This is a genomic window from Rhodovulum sp. FJ3 (genome assembly GCF_032918305.1).
GTDB lineage: Bacteria > Pseudomonadota > Alphaproteobacteria > Rhodobacterales > Rhodobacteraceae > SAT37.
In genome coordinates, this window is record NZ_JAWJUU010000009.1 from 1 (window position 1) to 16,452 (window position 16,452).

16 protein-coding genes are annotated in these 16,452 nt (G+C 60.1%); 3 read left to right on the forward strand and 13 right to left on the reverse strand.

Features of this window, described 5'->3' with window-relative positions:
• Nucleotides 1–50: 50 nt before the first annotated feature.
• Genes ygiD through R1W00_RS16875 form a run of 3 tightly spaced genes read right to left on the reverse strand, consistent with a single transcriptional unit; the run spans nucleotide 51 to nucleotide 1,554 of the window.
• A complete protein-coding gene (gene ygiD, locus R1W00_RS16865) occupies nucleotides 51–881 on the reverse strand; it encodes a 4,5-DOPA dioxygenase extradiol (RefSeq protein WP_317263941.1) in 831 nt (276 codons plus the stop codon).
• 54 nt (nucleotides 882–935) lie between these two features.
• The gene (locus R1W00_RS16870) at nucleotides 936–1,358 is read right to left on the reverse strand and encodes a DoxX family protein (RefSeq protein WP_317263942.1); all 423 of its coding nucleotides are present in this window, start codon (nucleotides 1,356–1,358) and stop codon (nucleotides 936–938) included.
• A 25-nt stretch (nucleotides 1,359–1,383) separates the two neighbouring features.
• Nucleotides 1,384–1,554 carry a hypothetical protein gene (locus R1W00_RS16875; RefSeq protein ID WP_317263943.1) on the reverse strand — a complete coding sequence of 57 codons (171 nt, stop codon included), beginning with the start codon at nucleotides 1,552–1,554 and terminating at the stop codon, nucleotides 1,384–1,386.
• Between the two features lie 126 nt (nucleotides 1,555–1,680).
• Between R1W00_RS16875 and R1W00_RS16880 the strand changes: the two genes are divergently transcribed.
• Nucleotides 1,681–2,577 (forward strand): LysR family transcriptional regulator, encoded by an 897-nt coding sequence (locus tag R1W00_RS16880; protein WP_317263944.1) that lies wholly within the window; start codon nucleotides 1,681–1,683, stop codon nucleotides 2,575–2,577.
• On the opposite strand, the gene R1W00_RS16885 is transcribed toward R1W00_RS16880, so the two are convergent.
• The 10 genes from R1W00_RS16885 to mutM all read right to left on the reverse strand — a co-directional run bounded on the left by R1W00_RS16885 (nucleotide 2,494) and on the right by mutM (nucleotide 14,095).
• Nucleotides 2,494–3,336 carry a glycosyltransferase family 25 protein gene (locus R1W00_RS16885; protein ID WP_317263945.1) on the reverse strand — a complete coding sequence of 281 codons (843 nt, stop codon included), beginning with the start codon at nucleotides 3,334–3,336 and terminating at the stop codon, nucleotides 2,494–2,496. The genes R1W00_RS16880 and R1W00_RS16885 overlap by 84 nt on opposite strands.
• Entirely contained in the window at nucleotides 3,333–4,160 is an 828-nt protein-coding gene (locus R1W00_RS16890; RefSeq protein ID WP_317263946.1) for a sulfotransferase family 2 domain-containing protein, read from the reverse strand. The genes R1W00_RS16885 and R1W00_RS16890 overlap by 4 nt, the downstream gene beginning before the upstream one ends.
• A 276-nt stretch (nucleotides 4,161–4,436) precedes the next feature.
• On the reverse strand, nucleotides 4,437–6,854 hold the full coding sequence (gene gyrB, locus R1W00_RS16895; protein WP_317263947.1) for a DNA topoisomerase (ATP-hydrolyzing) subunit B: 2,418 nt from the start codon (nucleotides 6,852–6,854) through the stop codon (nucleotides 4,437–4,439).
• 100 nt (nucleotides 6,855–6,954) lie between these two features.
• On the reverse strand, nucleotides 6,955–7,575 hold the full coding sequence (locus R1W00_RS16900) for a LysE family translocator (RefSeq protein ID WP_317263948.1): 621 nt from the start codon (nucleotides 7,573–7,575) through the stop codon (nucleotides 6,955–6,957).
• On the reverse strand, nucleotides 7,572–8,678 hold the full coding sequence (recF, locus tag R1W00_RS16905; protein ID WP_317263949.1) for a DNA replication/repair protein RecF: 1,107 nt from the start codon (nucleotides 8,676–8,678) through the stop codon (nucleotides 7,572–7,574). The genes R1W00_RS16900 and recF overlap by 4 nt, the downstream gene beginning before the upstream one ends.
• A gap of 55 nt (nucleotides 8,679–8,733) precedes the next feature.
• On the reverse strand, nucleotides 8,734–9,852 hold the full coding sequence (dnaN, locus tag R1W00_RS16910; protein ID WP_317263950.1) for a DNA polymerase III subunit beta: 1,119 nt from the start codon (nucleotides 9,850–9,852) through the stop codon (nucleotides 8,734–8,736).
• Between the two features lie 122 nt (nucleotides 9,853–9,974).
• On the reverse strand, nucleotides 9,975–11,339 hold the full coding sequence (gene dnaA, locus R1W00_RS16915) for a chromosomal replication initiator protein DnaA (RefSeq protein WP_317263951.1): 1,365 nt from the start codon (nucleotides 11,337–11,339) through the stop codon (nucleotides 9,975–9,977).
• 628 nt (nucleotides 11,340–11,967) lie between these two features.
• The gene (rpsT, locus tag R1W00_RS16920) at nucleotides 11,968–12,234 is read right to left on the reverse strand and encodes a 30S ribosomal protein S20 (protein WP_317263952.1); all 267 of its coding nucleotides are present in this window, start codon (nucleotides 12,232–12,234) and stop codon (nucleotides 11,968–11,970) included.
• 169 nt (nucleotides 12,235–12,403) lie between these two features.
• Nucleotides 12,404–13,180 carry an enoyl-CoA hydratase gene (locus R1W00_RS16925; RefSeq protein WP_317263953.1) on the reverse strand — a complete coding sequence of 259 codons (777 nt, stop codon included), beginning with the start codon at nucleotides 13,178–13,180 and terminating at the stop codon, nucleotides 12,404–12,406.
• Between the two features lie 63 nt (nucleotides 13,181–13,243).
• Complete coding sequence (gene mutM / locus R1W00_RS16930) at nucleotides 13,244–14,095, reverse strand: bifunctional DNA-formamidopyrimidine glycosylase/DNA-(apurinic or apyrimidinic site) lyase (protein WP_317263954.1); 852 nt, start codon at nucleotides 14,093–14,095, stop codon at nucleotides 13,244–13,246.
• Nucleotides 14,096–14,171: 76 nt separating this feature from the next.
• On the opposite strand from mutM, the gene ubiE reads away from it, so the two are divergent.
• Together ubiE and ubiB are read left to right on the forward strand one after the other, a co-directional pair.
• Nucleotides 14,172–14,924 carry a bifunctional demethylmenaquinone methyltransferase/2-methoxy-6-polyprenyl-1,4-benzoquinol methylase UbiE gene (gene ubiE / locus R1W00_RS16935; RefSeq protein WP_317263955.1) on the forward strand — a complete coding sequence of 251 codons (753 nt, stop codon included), beginning with the start codon at nucleotides 14,172–14,174 and terminating at the stop codon, nucleotides 14,922–14,924.
• Nucleotide 14,925: 1 nt separating this feature from the next.
• Nucleotides 14,926–16,452, forward strand: coding sequence for a 2-polyprenylphenol 6-hydroxylase (gene ubiB, locus R1W00_RS16940; protein WP_317263956.1), 1,527 nt, complete (start codon nucleotides 14,926–14,928; stop codon nucleotides 16,450–16,452).

Sequence of the window (16,452 nt, forward strand, 5' to 3'; positions counted from 1 at the left end):
AAAAGAAAAGCGCCGGTACGGATCGACCGTACCGGCGCTTTGTCCGCGGCTTAGGCCGCGTCCGGGTGATAGATGAAAGAGCGCATCGACACAGACCCGAGGTCGATAGAGTCAGTCATAAAGGTCAGCGCATCACGTTCATCCGAAGCGCCCGCAATGGTCAGCGCGGGGATATAGTGATCCACGGACGGGTGCGCCATCCGAAGCAACGAGCCAAGCCCATTCCGGTCGGCCAGCGCGGCGAAGTTCCGATCGGTCAGGCGTTCAGTCACCAGCGTGTCGAATTCCAGCGCAAAGTCATGCGGCGATCCGCCGGGACGCATAGCGCGCAGGTTATGAACAACGTTCCCCGAGCCGAGGATCAGCACGCCACGGTCCCGCAATTCCGACAGGGTTTTGCCGATCTCAAGGTGCCAATCCAGATCCTTGGTCATATCGATCGACACTTGGAACACCGGCACATCCGCGTCGGGATAGAGGAATTTCAGAACCGCCCATGCCCCGTGATCAAGGCCCCAGCGGTCGTCTTCTTCGGCGTGATGGCTGGCCAGCAGGGTCACGACCTCACGCGCCAAGGCGGGATCGCCCTGCGCCGGATATTCCTCTTGGTAAAGGGCCTGCGGAAAACCGTAAAAGTCGTGGATCGTGCGCGGCATGGCGGACACATCGACCAGCGTCGTGTTCTGGGTCATCCAGTGCGCGGATACGACCAGAATAGCCTTGGGACGGGGCAGGGTTTTGCCCAGACCGGTCCAAGCGCGGCTGAATTCCGTGTCCTCAATCGCGTTCATCGGGCTGCCGTGACCAAGAAAAACCACCGGCATACGTGCGGTGGGGGTCAGGCTATCGCGAAGGCGCTGAAGCGAGTCGATCGTGGTCATGGTTGGTCCTCCGTCAGGGTGGGGGCCGCCCGTGTCCGGACGACCCGTGTCTATTTAGGCGAATTTGCCCAAGGTTTTGTCAACAACCGGCAGTTCCAGTGCAAAGGCACCGCGACCCTGCAACAGGATGGCGAATTGCGCCACGGCCCAGAACGCGGGGAATTCCCAACCGCCGCCCTCTGCCGAGAAGGACCAGCCGTTGCCCGAGTGCGTCCAAAGCGCGCCCAGCAAAACAGGGATCAGCGCAAGCGAAACAGGGCGCACCGCCACACCGGCGATCAACAGGGCACCACCGCCCAGTTCGGCCAGAATAACCAGATAGGCAAAGAAGCCGGGGATGCCGAGGCTTTCGAAAAAGCCGACGGTGCCGGGGATGGTGAACACCAACAGCTTGGTCAGGCCGTGGGCGATGAACAGGGCGCCGCTTGCGACACGCAGGGCAAAGGCGGAATAGTCGGATGCAGTATAAGTGGACATTTCAGGTTCCTCTCTCTTCACTATTTTACAGGACCGAAATCGCGTGGCCGCAATCCAGAGCGCGGGCGAGGATCTGGTCGATTTGGATAGACGGAAGCCCCAGAGCATTCAGGCCCAGATCGACCACCAACCCCTTGGTCAGGTCGCGGCCCAGTCGGGGCAGCAGGGTCGGGAATATGGCAATCGCTGTCAGCATGATGCGTTCCGTTGGTTCCGTGTGTTTCCCCGTTTGGGGTCTGACATGAACCTAGCTCTTGCGAACCATCAACTAAATGGCGAAACTATTGAATGACTAGGTATGAAATGTTCTTAATGGTGCGCCATGGATATCATTGATGAGTTGCGCGCGTTCGTCGCCACGGCACAGAGCGGGTCTTTCACCGCCGCCGCCGACCGGATCGGGGTATCCAACCGCCTGACGTCGAAGTACGTGGCCGAGTTGGAGCAGCGCCTTGGCGTGCGCCTGTTTCAACGGACCACGCGGCGGGTGGGCCTGACTCCTGCGGGGGAGGATTTGTTGGCCCGTGCGCCCGGGTTGCTGGACGATCTGGATGAGTTGCTGACCGATATGACGGACGGGTCCAAGGCCCTGACGGGGATGATCCGTGTGGCCGCGCCTCTGACCTTTGGGGAAACCTATGTGGCGGGGATGCTGGGGCGGTTCATGGATGAAAACCCCGATATCACGATTGATCTGCGCCTTGATGACCGGTTTAGCGATCTGGCGACCCAAGGCATCGATCTGGGCTTTCGGATCGGGCAAACGGACACGTTGTCGATCAAGGCGCGCAAGCTGGGCGAGTTACAGTCCATCCTTGTGGCCAGTCCTGACTATCTGGCGCGTCACGGTGCCCCGACATCGGCGGCGGACCTGTCGAACCACGCCTGTATCGTCGACACCAACCGGCGCAATCCGCGGGAATGGGCAATCGTCGAGAATGGTCAGAGCCTGATGGTCCCCGTGCAGGGGCGGTTCTTGGTCAACTCGGCGCGGGCGGCGGCGGATCTGGCGGCGGACGGCAAGGGCATCGCGTTCAGCCCGCGGTTCGCGCTGTTTGACGGGCTAAGCTCGGGGCGGTTGGTGCCGGTTCTGGACACCTGCCGCGGCGACCCTATTCCGGTCAGCGCGGTGTACCTAGAGGGGCGTCGCCTGCCGCGCAAAATCCGTGCGTTGATTGAATTTGCCGCCAAGGATATCAAGACCGCTAATGTCCTGTGACGACTGAAATGCGGCCATCTTTTGCTTGGCTGCGTGTTTGTTGATCCACAGACGGCGGTGTTTGCGCAGGTGGTAAAACCGCGCGCGGCCCATGTCGTCGCGTGACTTTGTGCTGTCAATCTCGCTGCTTGTTCCGCTTGGGGTAAAGGGCACCTTGGTCAGACCTAGGCCAATGCCGGTCTCTGCGCCCCAACGTCTTAGGAAATGATCAACCGGCATATAGATCGGAAAGGCCGCGTCCAGAAACGCGCGCGCAGCCTCGGCGCTCCACAACACGGCGGTGTTTGTGTCTGGAAAATAGGGCGCATGGCACAGTTGGGTGTCTTCGGCATCGAGATCCAGAACGGGCGTATAGAACCGTTTTACGGGACGTCCGAGATTCACCATATATGCCGGTGTCGGCCCGTCTGCGGGGGACAGAAAATCGATAACCTGATCCAGCACGCCACGGGCATCACCCTGAACCGTCAGATCGTCCTCGAGGATTAGGCCAAAGTCGGCGTCGTCCTCAACGATGCGCTTGGCGGCCTCAATCTGTGACAGGTAACACCCGATTTCCCCGCCGGTCAGTTTGCGCCCAAACCAGGAAATCGCGCGTTCCTCATCGTACTCTGCACACTCCAGCGGGTCCATGTCGCGCCCGTCAAAGGCAGAGTGGCGCTCGAACGCGATTCCGGCGGCATTCAGATGCGCGGTCGCGCTATTGAGCCGATCATTCGAGCCGTCGAGGTTGATCACATAGGTCTGGAGGTCCGTCACGCGACATGCTCCCGCTTGGCCGAATAGGCATCCGGAAACAGATCGGCCAACCACGCGTAATCCACCGCATACAGGTCTTTGATCCGATTGATCTGTACGGATGTGGGTGTGAACCGGCTGTGCGAGGCGTTTTTGCGCGCGGCCTTTTCGGGCGTGGGTGGTTTGGGCAAGTCCAGGCGCGTCGCAATCGTCGCCAAATCATCGTGCAGGGTTTCGACCCGCCCGATGACGTCATAGGCGATCCGGTCGGGGCGCAGGTTGTAGAACTGGGGCCGGAAATGTTCGTCCATCCGTTCGACATCGGCACCAATGCAGGCAGCGATATAGTCAAGGAACAGATCAAACTTGGCCGAGCCGTTAAGGTCCCTGTGCAGGCCCATCCGTTCCAACGACGGGCGATGGCGGTCATAGTTCCGATTGCTCTGGTCGAGGACAAAGTTGGTGAATCCCGAGACACAGCGCGCCACCGGATCGCGCAGGGCGGTCACCTTGATGCAGGACGGATCGCCAAGGCATTTGACGATATCGGGATAGGCCCACAGACCTTGGGATAGGGATTGATCGCGGTGGATCGTGGGGCCCGCGTAGGGTCGGCCATGGTCCCATTCGTAAATCTGATGGGTGATCGTGGTGCAGGCTGACTTGGAGTTTTTGACGTAAATCGCGCGGCCACCGGCAAAGGTGACGGAATGCATCGCCATATGCACCAGATCGTCCGGTAGACGGTCCAGCTCACGCTTGCACCGATAGCGGCGCACAAAGGGCGCAAGCAGGGTGGTTTTGCGCGACGCCCTGCGCGGCGGATACAGAAATACAGAACCCATGTTTCACCTTGCCTAAATGTCTCGCACGCCTGGGGTGGCGCATCGCGAGATGATCAATGCGGGCCAACTGGGCCCCCGTTGATGGCAAGGTCGTCAATGACCTGAGGGGTCGAAAGGGGCATCACATTGATCTGAGCGGATGTGATCGCCCCCTCGCCCCTATGTGACCTGGCGTGATGACGTGTGGGTCAGAAATTAATGAAAATAAGTGAAAATCCACGAAAAAGGGCGCGTCGGATACCCGACGCGCCCTCGTTATTTGCCTGTTGGTGTGTCTTAAACGTCGAGGTTTGCGACCGACAATGCGTTGCTTTGGATAAAGTCGCGGCGCGGTTCGACCACGTCGCCCATCAGCTTGGTAAAGATGTCGTCGGCATCGGCCATATCGCCCACCTTGACCTGCAACAGCGTGCGCGCCTCGGGGTCCAGCGTCGTTTCCCACAGCTGATCGGGGTTCATTTCGCCCAGACCTTTGTATCGTTGCAGGGTCAGACCCTTTTCGCCCTCGGACAGGATCGCCTCAAGCAGATCGCTGGGGCCATAGATCGTCTGTTCGCGCTCTTTGCGGGACAGGGATGCGGGGGTGCCAAAGACATCGCGGCTGTTTTGCGCGACTTCGGCAAGGCGACGCGCCTCACCCGAGCGCAGAACCGCGCCGTCCAGCGTGCGGATTTCCTCAACCCCGCGCAAAATGCGGCTTAGGCGGATGCCGTGATCCTGTGTGATCCGACCGGTCCAGCCGCGTTCGTATTCCACGGCCACCAAATCCAGACGCGCGGCGACCTGATCGGCCACCTTTTGCAGGTCGGCGTCGGCCTGACCCGGATCGAACGCACCGGCAAGGGCGGCCTGTTCCAGAACGTGGCGCGGGTAATGGGTGGGGAAGTGGTCAAGGATGCGGCGGAACTGACGCGCACCTTCGACCACACGGGCCAGATCGGCACCGGCAAGCTCTTCGCCCGATTTCAGACGCAGAACCGCGCCGTCGATCCCCTGTTGGATCAGGTAATCGTCCAGTGCGCCTTGGTCTTTGACGTAGACCTCGGACCGGCCGCGCGAGACCTTATACAAAGGCGGCTGCGCGATGTAGAGATACCCGCCCTCAATCAACTCGGGCATCTGGCGGAAGAAGAACGTCAGCAAGAGCGTCCGGATGTGCGCACCGTCGACGTCCGCATCGGTCATGATGACGATCTTGTGGTAGCGCAGTTTGTCGATGTTGAATTCATCGCGGCCAATGCCGGTCCCCAGCGCAGTGATCAGCGTGCCGATCTCTTGGCTGCCCAGCATGCGGTCGAAACGCGCGCGTTCCACGTTCAGGATTTTACCCCGCAGCGGCAGAACCGCCTGATTGCCCCGTGCGCGACCCTGTTTGGCCGACCCACCGGCCGAGTCACCCTCGACGAGGAAGAGTTCGGATTTCCCGGGGTCTTTTTCCTGACAATCTGCCAGCTTCCCGGGCAGGCTTGCCACATCCATCGCGGTTTTGCGGCGGGTCAGTTCGCGGGCCTTACGAGCGGCCTCACGGGCCAGAGCGGCCTCAATGATCTTGCCAACGATCTGACGCGCCTCGTTCGGGTTTTCCTCAAACCATTCGGCAAGCTTTTCGTTGACCAGACCCTCAACCGCGGGGCGGACCTCGGAACTGACCAGCTTGTCTTTGGTCTGGCTGCTGAACTTGGGATCGGGGACCTTGACCGACAGGACACAGGTCAGGCCCTCACGCGCGTCATCGCCGGTAAAGCTGACCTTTTCCTTTTTCGCGATGCCGCTGGACTGGGCATAGTTGTTGATCGTCCGCGTCAGTGCGCCCCGCAGACCCGCAAGGTGGGTGCCGCCGTCACGCTGTGGGATGTTGTTTGTAAAGGGCAGGACGTTTTCGTGATAGCTATCGTTCCACCACATGGCGATTTCGACGCCAATGCCGTCCTTTTCGCCCTCAATGAACACGGGATCGGTCATCACCGCGTTTTTCGACCGGTCCAGATAGCGCACGAATTCACGCACGCCGCCCTCATAGAACAGTTCCGTGCGCAGGGATTCCGCAGGGCGCTCATCCTCGATGATGATCCGTACACCCGAGTTCAGGAACGCCAGTTCCCGCAGACGGTGCTCCAGCGTCTTGAACGAATAATCGAGATTGCTGAACGTCTCGTCCGAGGCCATGAACCGCACCTCGGTGCCGGTTTCGCCGTTCGCGTCGCCGACCTCGCGCAGGTGCTCGGCCGTTTCGCCGCGCTCAAACTTGGCATAGTGCTCTTTGCCGTTGCGCCAGACCCGCAGTTCCAGCCAATCCGAAAGCGCGTTCACAACGGAAACGCCCACCCCGTGCAGACCGCCCGACACCTTATACGAGTTGCTGTCGAACTTACCGCCGGCGTGCAGCTGGGTCATGATGACCTCGGCCGCGCTGACGCCTTCTTCGGGGTGCATATCGACCGGAATTCCGCGTCCGTTGTCGCGGACAGAAACACTGCCATCGGCATGGATTTTCACGGAAACAAAGTCCGCGTGACCGGCCAATGCCTCATCAATCCCGTTATCGACGACCTCATACACCATGTGGTGCAGACCCGAGCCATCGTCCGTGTCCCCGATATACATGCCGGGACGTTTGCGAACGGCTTCTAACCCTTTGAGAACTTTGATAGAATCGGCGCCGTATTCTTCGGCCGTTTGCGCGTTGTCGGACATGCCCGCAATCCCTTGAATTTTTTCAATTTTATACGAGGTTTTGGGGCCATTGTCACCCTTGTCCCCCATATTTTGCGCAACAAGGCGCCCATTGGCGGAATTAGAAAAACGGGATTGCCACCGCCACACCCAACATCAGGATTCCGGCGGTCACATTCATCCGTCTCATCGCCCCGCGCGAGGCCATGATCCCGCGGATTTTGTGGATCGACAGACCCATCACAAGGTTCCCGAACAGGGGCACGATGGCCGACAATCCCGCGATGGCCAGAATGTCGGGCGTGCGCAGGGTCGACAGGTCAAAGAAGCCCGGCAACATCCCCATGTAGAACAGGATCGCCTTGGGGTTTCCAAGGATCACCGCCAGGCCGGCCAAAAACCCCGCCACCATGCCCGGACGGGTCAAACGGTTGTCCTGCGAAATGGATTTGTCCGAATGGCGGATCAACATCACGCCCATGATTAGAAACATCGCCGACGCGACCCAGCGCAGCGCCTCTAGAAACCCGCCATAGACCGACAGGATCCAGCTGATCCCGAGAATGGCCAGAACGCTCCACATCACGTCGCCAATCACGACCCCAAGGGCAAGGGGCCACGCCGAATGAAACCCGCCCGACAGGCCCCGCGCGATCAAAGCGACCCACACGGGGCCAGGCGTCAGGAACAACACCAACAACGCCCCCGCGTACAAAACCAAATCCCAAACCGTGACCGTCATCCGATTGATCCCTCATGCACCGCCCCGTCGCGGTCCAATTCAAACGCCTGTGCGCGCGTGCCCAGTTCGGTGAACAACTCGGGCCCCGTGCCGGACATGAACGCCTGTGCCCCCAGCGCGCAAATTTCATCATACAGGGCCGCGCGCCGATCCCCGTCCAGATGCGCCGCCACCTCATCGAGCAACAACAACGGTGCGCCCTCACCATCCGCCGCAACCGCGCGTCCGTTGGCCAAGATCAGAGAGATCAACAACGCCTTCTGCTCGCCCGTCGAACATTCCCGCGCGGGCATCCCCTTGGCCAGATAGGTGGCGGACAGATCATCGCGATGCGGCCCGATCAATGTGCGACCAGCGGCCAAATCCCGCGCGCGCCCGTCGGCCAGCGCGGTCGCCAAATCCGCCTCCGCCTCGGGCGCGGCATCCCCATCCGATCCGATCAGACCCAGTTCCGCGACGGGAAAGGCCGTTTCGGCCTGCATCTGCGCCCCAACCACCCGTCGAATGGCCAAGCGGCGGTTCGCCCCGATCTCGGCCCCTGCCTTGGCCATCTGCGTCTCTAACGCGCCATACCACGCGGGATCGCGCACCTGATCCTTTAACAACCGGTTGCGTTCGCGCATCGCCTTTTCATAGGTCAGAACCGCATCCCCGTGATCAGGAACAAAGCTCAGCGTCATCCGGTCCAGAAACCGTCGCCGCCCCTCGGCCCCCTCGACCCACAACCGGTCCATGACGGGCACCAACCACACAACACGCACCAAACGACCCAACGCGTTTTGCGGCGCGACCTTGCCATCCACCCGAACCACGCGCGAGGCGCCGCCCTCGGATCGCGTGTCGATCTCGTGCTCGGCCCCACGCCGCTGCAACACCCCGGACACACGCCAGCCCACGCTCTCGGGACGGCGCGCCATCTCCTCGGCGCTGGCCCGACGCAATCCGCGCCCCGGTGACAACAATGACACCGCCTCTAATATATTGGTCTTGCCCGCCCCGTTCGGCCCGTAAATCGCGACCGGTCGCCCGTCCAAATCCAACTCACACCGCTTGTGCGACCGGAAATGCGAAAGGGCCAGCGCAGACAGATAAACACCCGTCATGACTGACCCTTCATCTTGGCTGAAATACTCTCGCCGAAGGCGTTACACCCGTCGATCACACGCGCATCGGCATGACAACGTAAACGGCGGAGGTATCATTGCCCTCACGCATCAACGTCGGATCGCCGGACGAGTTGAACAGGAACACCGCGTTTTCGCGGTCCACCTGACTTGCGATCTCCAGCAGGTATTTCGCGTTGAACCCGATTTCCAACCGCTCATCACCATAGGCAACGGCCAGTTCTTCTTCGGCGGCACCGGCATCCGGCGCGTTCACGGATAGAACTAGACGATCCTCGTCCAATGCCAGCTTGACCGCGCGCGACCGTTCGGAGGACACGGTGGCCACACGGTCCACCGCCTTGGCGAATTCGGCGGCGTCGACTTCCAACTGGCGGGTGTTGCCGGTCGGAATAACGCGCGAATAATCCGGGAAGGTTCCGTCGATCACCTTTGACGTCAGGGTGATTTCGGGCGTGGCAAAGCGCACCTTGGTTTCCGACACGGAAACCGCGATCTGCACCTCGTCGTCATCCAGCAGCTTGCGCAGCTCATTCACCGTTTTGCGGGGCACAATGACGCCGGGCATGGTGTCGGCACCCTCGGGCAGGGTTGCGTCGATGCGGGCCAGACGGTGACCGTCCGTCGCAACACAGCGCAGAACCTGACCGTCCTCACCCGTGGCGACGTGCATATAAACGCCGTTCAGGTAATACCGTGTTTCCTCGGTCGAAATCGCGAATTTCGACTTGTCGAACAGACGGCGCAGAACCGGCGCGGGCGCCGAGAAGTTCGCCGTGTATTCGGACGAGGCCATGACGGGGAAATCTTCCTTGGGCAGGGTCGCCAAGGAAAAGTTCGACCGGCCCGCCTGAACCGTCAGACGACCGGAAATCCCGTCATCCGTCAGATCAACCAAGGCCCCATCGGGCAGTTTGCGTACAATTTCGTGCAGGGTGACGGCCGAAACCGTGGTCGCGCCCGGACGCTCTACCTGAGCGACCGTTTTGTCGACGACCTCGATATCAAGGTCCGTTGCCCGAAAGCTAACCGAATTCGCGTCCGCCTCGATCAGGACGTTGGCTAGGATCGGAATGGTGTTCCGACGCTCGACAACCGATTGCGCCTGACCGACCGCTTTCAAAAGCGTGCCGCGTTCGATGCTGAATTTCATACCCTCGCTCCTCATGACGCCGGGAGAGAAAACCTACAAGTTTTCCCTTCCGGCTCAAGCATTTTCTGGACATTCCGATTGTTTCGCGGGGGCGTCAAGAGGCCAGCCCGTCTGAAACGGCCCTAGGCCTCAAGCATGCGGCGCAAAAGTTCCAGATCTTCGGCAATTTGCGTGTCCGTTGCGCGCAAGGCCTCAATCCGTTTGACGGCATGCATGACCGTGGTGTGATCGCGCCCGCCAAAGCGGCGACCGATCTCGGGCAGGGACCGCGATGTCATCTGTTTGGCAAGGAACATTGCCACCTGACGCGGGCGCGCGATGGTGCGCGTGCGTTTCGGGCCAACCAGATCGGACAGGCGCACGTTGAAATGCTCGCCCACACGGCGCTGGATTTCCTCAACGGTCACTTTGCGCTCGGAGGCGCGCAGGATGTCGGACAAACAATCCTGTGCCAGATCCAGCGTGATTTCACGACCCACCAGCGAGGCAAAGGCGAACAGACGCGTCAGTGCGCCTTCAAGTACACGGACGTTGGTCGAAATGCGGTGCGCAAGGAATTCCAGAACGCCGTCGCAAATCACCAGACCCGGATATTGCAGGCGGTACTGATCGACCTTTTGCTGCAGAACACCCAGACGCAGTTCATAATCCGTCGGGTGCAGGTCCACGACAAGACCGCATTGCAGGCGGCTTTTGATGCGATCCTCAAGATCCTTGATCTCACCCGGGGCACGGTCTGCCGAGATGATGATCTGTTTTTGCTGATCGACCAGCGCGTTGAACGTGTGAAAGAATTCTTCTTGGGTGCTGTCCTTGCCGGCGATGAATTGAACATCGTCCACCATCAGAACATCGACCGAGCGGAACAATTCCTTGAACCCCATGGTGTCGCGTTCCCGTAGAGCTTGGACAAAGCGATACATGAACTGTTCTGCCGACAGATAGACCACGCGCGCCTCGGGCTGACGGCTGCGCAGTTCTTGGGCAATGGCGTGCATCAGGTGGGTCTTGCCAAGGCCAACGCCGCCATAAAGGAACAGCGGGTTAAACGTCACCGGACCACCCTCGGCCACGCGGCGCGCGGCGGCATGGGCCAGTTCGTTGGGCTTGCCGACCACGAAAGAGTCGAACGTAAAACGGGAATCGATCGGGGCGCCGATGGTCGGGTCCTGATTCACAGCCGTCGAAGGGGCCGCCGGGGTCGCTGCCGTCGATGCCGCAGGGGCAGAGGTGGCGGTCGGTCGGGCCTGACCGACGGTAAATTCCAGACGGTCTACATGTGCGCCGTTTCGGGCAAGGATGTGTTTGATCTCGTCGCCGAAATTGCGCGAGACCCAATCCCCCAGAAACGAGGTGGGTGCGGAAAAGCTTGCAACGCCGCCGTTCAAATCGCGCAGCGCCAGAGGCTTGATCCACGTCTCGAAATTACTCTCGCCGATGGTTTTCTGAATTTCGTTGCATACCAATCCCCAAGTCTCATTCGTCATTCTTTTTTTGCTCCGGCAGCCGTCCCATCGTCATATGCGTGATGTGCTGCATGCCGCCCCTCCTGTCCGAAAGACGACAAACCACGCGTATGGCGTTTCACAAGGAAATAGGGACCCGCCGGTCAAAATAGACCGGGTCAGCCGCCACCACGGCATCGCATCAGCACAAAGAAGCCCGTTGGCATTGGTTAACAACCAATACCCGACAGATCTCCCGCGATGACGCGGTCATTGGACATAAAAGCGTGGGAAACCAGTGAACCCGGTTCCCGATGGTGCACAAAAAACCGATGTGATCCGGAACGATCACCGAATTTTTGCGTGCGGCGCTTCTCAAACTCTGGCCAAGGCAACAGCCAGAATTCCTTCCCGATACGCGCCGCGACCAACGCCATGTCCCCCCAAGACGATGTGAATCGCAGGACTGAAATTAGCAACCTCACAGAGGGCCAAGCAACCGAACTTCGCGCTTGACGCAGTCTTTGTCGGAACGAATCCACGCAACCCTTTGGAAGCGCATAAAATGGGGGAAATTTTGCAACACAGATTCAAAATTGAAAAAGGGTGACCCCGTTTCCAGGGTCACCCTCAAAAGTCTAGAATCACGACTTTCGTGATTGTCGGTCGATTAAGCGCCCAGTGCTTTGACGCGGGCCGACAGACGCGACACTTTGCGCGACGCGGTGTTCTTGTGCAGGATACCTTTGGTCACGCCGCGCATGATCTCGGGCTGCGCAGCACGCAGAGCGGCCTGAGCAGCAGCCTGATCGCCCGATGCGATCGCTTCTTCAACTTTACGCAGGTAGGTGCGGATGCGCGAACGACGTGCTTTGTTTACGGCGTAACGGCGTTCGTTCTGACGAGCGCGTTTTTTTGCTTGAGGCGAATTAGCCATGTGTCTGTTCCCATTCTTCGGGTCAAAAAATACCAAGAGCGCAGGCAGACCCGAACCGGGTTTTATGAACCGGCTGATTCTGGCCAGAGCGGGCCTCACGCGCATGTAGGGGCGGCGTATATGCCAAACGGTGCCGGAAAGAAACCCCTAACCGGCACCGCGGTGTTTGTTACTTGTCGCGGAACTGGGGTTCGCGTTTTTCAAGGAAGGCCGACATGCCCTCTTTCTGGTCCTCGGTCGCAAACAGCGAGTGGAACAGACGGCGTTCAAACAGCAGGCCCTCGCGCAGCGTGGTTTCATAGCTGCGGTTGACCGCTTCTTTGACTGCCATTGCCGTCAGCATGGATTTCTCGGCGATCTTCTGGGCCGCGCCCATCGCCTCTTCCATCAGCTTTTTGGCAGGGACGACGCGGCTGACCAGACCGGCGCGCTCGGCCTCGGCGGCATCCATAAAGCGGCCGGTCAGGTGCATGTCCATCGCCTTGGCTTTGCCGACCGAACGGGTCAGACGTTGCGTGCCGCCGATACCGGCAACCACGCCGAGGTTGATTTCCGGCTGACCGAATTTGGCGTTGTCGGCCGCAATGATGAAGTCACACATCATGGCCAACTCACAGCCCCCGCCCAGCGCATAGCCCGCCACAGCGGCGATGATCGGCTTGCGGCAACGCAGGAAATCTTCGGTTTCAGGGGTGAAAAAGTCATTGCCGAATACGTCGACAAAGGTCTTCTCGCTCATCTCCTTGATGTCGGCCCCGGCGGCGAATGCCTTTTCCGAGCCGGTCAACAGGATACAGCGTACCTTGTCGTTTTCGCTGGCTTGGCGGATCGCATCGGCCAGTTCCCCCATCAGCTGCATGTTCAATGCATTCAGCGCGTCAGGGCGGTGCAGTTTAATCAAGCAGACGTGCTCTTCGATTTCGACGATTAGCGTCTTGTAAGCCATGAAAGGCGTACCTCCGATGATGTCCGATCACGTTTCATTACCAGTCTGAAACAGCCTTTCAAGTTATCTTTGGCATTGCGGACAAAAGAAAGTGGACCGCCCCGATTGGACGATTCGCTGAATCGTGCCGGTGCAATCGGGGGTTGGGCAGGGCTGATTTTCGCGGCCATAGGCGCGGAAATTATGTTGGAAATAACCCAATTCGCCATCCGCCTGCCGGTGATCGCGCAGGGATGATCCCCCCGATTCAATTGCCTCGGCCAAAACATCGCGGATGTCGGAAACTAACGTTGCGGCACGTTTTGCGGAAATCTTGCCCGCATGGCGCGTGGGGGCGATTCCCGAGCGATGCAACGCCTCACACACATAGATATTGCCCAGACCCGCCACGATCCGTTGATCCAGCAGGGCCGATTTCACCGGCGTCTTTTTGCCTGCGAACCGGTCATGCAGATACGCGCCGTCAAACCGGTTGCCCAAGGGTTCCGGCCCCAGTTTCGCCAACAGTGGGTGCGCCTCGACCGTCTCGGTCGCACACAGGTCCATCGCCCCGAACCGACGCGCATCGTTGAACGTCACCCGCGCGCCGTTCTCCATGTCGAATATCACATGGTCGTGCTTGGCCGCAGGCGGGTGGTCATGGACAAACTGTCCCAATGGGTCGCCCGACACTGTCATCCGGCCCGACATCCCAAGGTGGATGATCAACGTTTCGCCCGACCCCAGATCCGCCAGAATGTATTTTGAACGCCGTCCAAGACGCAGGATTCGTTGGCCCGTCAGGCGTTCGGCCATCCGTTCGGGAAAGGGCCAGCGCAGATCGGGGCGGTTCACATGCGCGGTTTGGATCACGGCACCCTCCATACTGGGCACCAGACCGCGACGGACTGTCTCGACCTCGGGTAATTCGGGCATTGCGCGCTCCTGTTGCATTGTAACGGCTGTCCGGCTGTCTATAAGGAGGTGAGTTTCGACAGACGGCAAGGGTCCGATGAGCGACACAGGCGATAAAATCACCCACTTCGGCTTTCAAGATGTGGCCGAGGATCAAAAGGCGGGCATGGTTCATGGCGTCTTTACCAGCGTGGCATCCCGTTACGACATTATGAACGACGTCATGTCCGTCGGCATCCACCGCGTGTGGAAGGATGCGATGATGGACTGGCTGGCGCCGCAACCCCATCAGCGTCTGCTGGACGTGGCGGGCGGCACGGGCGACATTTCGTTCCGGTTCCTGAAACGCGCTCCCGGTGCGAATGCGGTTGTTCTGGACATGACCGAGTCCATGCTGGTCGCCGGTCGTCAACGCGCCGAGGCCGAACAGCAGGCCGATCACCTGAACTGGGTCGTCGGTGATGCAATGGCCCTGCCGTTCGAGGACAACACGTTCGACGTCTATACGATCTCGTTCGGCATCCGGAACGTGACCCGTGTCCAAGACGCCCTGTCCGAGGCCTATCGCGTCCTGCGCCCCGGTGGGCGTCTGATGGTGCTGGAGTTCAGCCAACTGCCGAACCCCGCGCTGCAATGGGCCTATGACCGCTATTCGTTCAACGTGATCCCCGCCATGGGCAAGGCCATCGCGAATGACCGCGACAGCTATCAGTATCTGGTGGAATCGATCCGCAAGTTCCCCGATCAGGAAACCTTTGCCTCGATGATCCGCACCGCCGGTTTTGACATGGTCAAATACCGCAACCTGTCCATGGGCATTGCCGCCCTGCATTCGGGATGGAAAATCTAACGTGCGCGGTCCTCATAATATCTGGCGGTTGATCCGCACCGGCGCCACGATGGAACGTACCGGCGCGATGGGTGTCGTGCTTGAGGCGATGGAGGCCCCGCGCCAGTTGCGGGTGCTGGCCCGTGTCTTGGCATGGCCGTTCAAATGGCTGGGCTATAAGGGCGACGAAACGCTGCCGCCTGCGACCCGTGCCCTGACTGCGCTGGGCCCGGCCTATATCAAGTTCGGTCAAATCCTGTCGACGCGCCCCGATATCGTGGGCGAAGATCTGGCCGTGCAACTGCGCGTTCTGCAGGATCAATTGCCGCCGTTTTCGCGCGATGTCGCCAAAGCCGCGATCGAAGAGGAACTGGATCGACCGCTGGACGAGATGTTCTCGGAGTTCAGCGAACCGGTCGCCGCCGCGTCCATCGCGCAGGTGCACAAGGCCGTTCTGGCCGAAACAGGCCAAGAGGTCGCGGTCAAGGTTCTGCGCCCCGGGATCGACCGCGCGTTCCAAAAGGACATCGACGCGTTCTACCTTGCTGCGCGGATGATCGAACTGGTCGCGCCCGCGTCGCGGCGTCTGCGTCCGACCGATGTCATCGCCCATTTTGAGGGCGTCGTGCATGGCGAATTGGACCTGCGGCTAGAGGCCTCTTCGGCGTCCGAATTCGTGGCCAATACCGCCGAGGATGACGGTTTCGTCGTTCCCGCGCCCATGTGGGGGTACAGTGCGCGTCGGGTGATGACGCTGGGTTGGGCCGAGGGCATCCCGATGGGTGATGTCGACGCGATCAAAGCTGCCGGTCTGGACACCGTTGCCATCGGCACGCGGGTTCTGGAGCTGTTCCTGCAACACGCGCTGCGCGACGGGTTTTTCCACGCGGATATGCATCAGGGCAACCTGAAGGTCGCCGAGAATGGTGATATCATCTGCTATGACTTCGGGATCATGGGCCGGATCGACGAATACACGCGTCGGGTCTATGCCGAGATCCTGTTCGGGTTTATCCGCAAGGATTACCACCGCGTCGCCGAGGTCCATTTTGAGGCAGGTTATGTCCCCTCGGACCAAGACGTTGACGATTTCGCCCGTGCCTTGCGTGCCGTCGGCGACCCGATTTTCGGTATGGATGCGACCCATATTTCGATGGCGCGCCTGTTGAGCCACCTGTTTGAGGTGACGGAACGCTTCGGTATGGAAACCCGCACCGAGCTGATCCTGCTGCAACGCACCATGGTGGTGGTTGAGGGCGTTGCGCGCTCGCTCGATTCCCACATCAACATCTGGGAAGTCGCCAAGCCCATCGTAGAACGCTATATCGCGGAAAACGTGGGGCCCAAGGCGTTCATGCGGGATCTGGTCAAAACCGTTCGGGTGCTTGGCCGGTTCGGGCCCAAACTACCGAAGATGGCGGAAACCGCACTGGTCCGTCAGTCGCAGACGCCCGCCCGCCCGCAATCTCGGTGGACCCGCCATCCCGCCCTGTGGCTGGTGATCGGGGTGGGTGTTGGCGTTGCCGTGCCCCTATTGACCCTGCACTAG